1 protein-coding gene and 1 pseudogene are annotated in these 2,064 nt (G+C 67.8%); one reads left to right on the forward strand and one right to left on the reverse strand.

The genetic code is table 11. The features are described from left to right. Positions 1–40: 40 nt before the first annotated feature. Positions 41–1,270: a branched-chain amino acid ABC transporter substrate-binding protein gene (locus ACRDSQ_RS16845; RefSeq protein ID WP_431422270.1), complete on the reverse strand. Its 1,230-nt coding sequence runs from the start codon at positions 1,268–1,270 to the stop codon at positions 41–43. Positions 1,271–1,634: 364 nt separating this feature from the next. Between ACRDSQ_RS16845 and ACRDSQ_RS16850 the strand changes: the two are divergent. Then, positions 1,635–2,064, forward strand: a pseudogene (locus tag ACRDSQ_RS16850) (hypothetical protein); the annotation flags it as partial.

Consider the following 2,064-nt stretch of genomic DNA (forward strand, 5'->3'; position numbering starts at 1 on the left):
CCCCCCCCCACGTCCGTCTGTTTGGACAAAGAGCTCTGGATCAGCCGCCGAACGTGCCGGTCTCGTCGGCCACCCACTTGCCCGCGGTCACCTTGTAGACGGTCAGCAGCTTGTTGGTGCTGTCGCCGTACTGGTCGAACTTGATCTCGCCGGTGGCACCCTGGGCGGTGTACTCGCCGACGTTCTTGAGCAGGTCGGCGCGCTTGTCGTCGCCCCACGTGCCAGCGTCGCCCAGGGACTTGCCGAGGGAGGCGATGATGGCGTTGGTGGCGTCGAAGGAGAACGCACCGTAGGCGCTGAACTTGTCCTTGTAGTTCTTGGCGTTGTAGGCGTCGATGAAGGCCTTCGCGCTGGGGAGGGTCTCGGTCGGTGCGCCGACCGAGGTGGCCAGGTCACCTTCCTTGCCGCCCAGGGCGATGTACTTGTCATCGAAGATGCCGTCGCCACCCATGAGCGGCACGTTCAGGCCTGCGTCCTTCATCTGCTTCGAGAGCGGACCCGCCTGCGGGTACTCGCCGCCGTAGTAGACCGCGTCCGGGTTGGAGCCCTTGATGGTGGTGATGACGGTCGAGAAGTCGGTGTCGCGCTCGCCGACCGTGGCCTCCGCGGCGATCTTGGCGCCGTCCTTCTCGGCCTGCTTGCGGAACTCCGCGGCCAGACCCTTACCGTAGGTCTTGCCGTCGGTGATGATGGCGATGTTCTTCTTGCCCGCCTTGCCGACCACGTACTTGGCCGCGAACGGGCCCTGCAGGTCGTCTGTGGCGCAAACGCGGAAGTAGTTCTCGAAATCGCGCTTGGGGGCGGTGGCGTACTCGCCGCCCCGGGTCAGCGCCGGGTTCGTGTTGGCGGGCGAGACCATGACGATGCTCTTGTTCTTGAGGATCGGCTGCACGCTCTGCGCGACCGAGGAGTTCAGCGTGCCGACAACGCCGACAACGTTCGCGTTCGAGGAAAGCCTGGTGGCTGCCTGCGCGCCGACCTGAGCGGTCGCCTGGTCGTCTTCGGTCTGCACAGCGAGCTTGTAGCCCTTGACAGCGCACTTCTCGTTGGCCTGGTCGGCCGCGAGCTGCGCGGAGTTCTTGATGCCGAGGCCAAGCGCGGACAGACCACCGGACTGCGGCGCGATGACGCCGATGACCAGGGTGCCCTTGCTCTGGTCGCAAGCCTGGTTGCCCCCGCCCGCACCGGTCTCTTCCTTGTTGGTGCCACAGGCTGCGAGCAACAACGCGCCAGCGACCAGCACCGCGGCCTTCACCGTCTGGTTACGCACGTGACGTCCCTTCTCCGCTTCGTCCGACAATGCCGTACAGCATGCCGAACCTCGCCCTCAAACCTATTTGAGGGTTGGGGCGGAAAGTAGTGACCTGACGAGGAGTAGTCACGCCCCTAGGCTGCTCGTGACCAGACTGCAACGAAAGTGAGCGCTGGTGTTCGACGGTCGGACACCAGGCTCTGATGGGCTACGCACTGGCGAGACATGCCAATACGCTGCGGTCGTGGTCAGCGGAAAACGAGTGCTCATCTGGGTGGGGGCGGTCGCCGTGCTCGTGGGGGCGGTCCTCACGCTGCGCACGCCCAGTGACGACCCGCCCCCTCCGGAGCGACCCTCAACCGTCTCTCCACCCCCTGAACGGGTGAGTCGGTTCGCCGATGACCGGGTGCTGCTCCCGGAGCCCGGAAAGCCGCCCGCGGCGCCGCGGGAGGTGGCCTCGGCGGCCGCGCCCGGGCGGCTGCGGGTGTCGTGGGCCGACAGCGACGCGGCGGGGTACGAGGTGCGCTGGGAAGGCGGCGGCGCACCGGCCCGGTCGAAGCTCGTCGCGACGCCCGACACCCAGCTCGACGGGCTGGTCGACGGAGCCGACTACAAGCTCGAGGTACGGGCCGTCGACAGCTTCGGGCAGCGGTCCGAGCCCGCCTTCGCCGAGGGCAGGCCCGGCCGCGGCGACGTCGGGTGGCGGGAGGGCCTGACCGGGCTGCTCGACGAGTTCCGCGACGACGCGTCCGTGCGGTCCGACGTGCCCGGGTCGCTGTGGCACCTGTCGGGCTACCGGGGTTGCGTGGACC

The organism is Actinokineospora sp. (assembly GCF_050699995.1).
Lineage (GTDB): Bacteria > Actinomycetota > Actinomycetes > Mycobacteriales > Pseudonocardiaceae > Actinokineospora.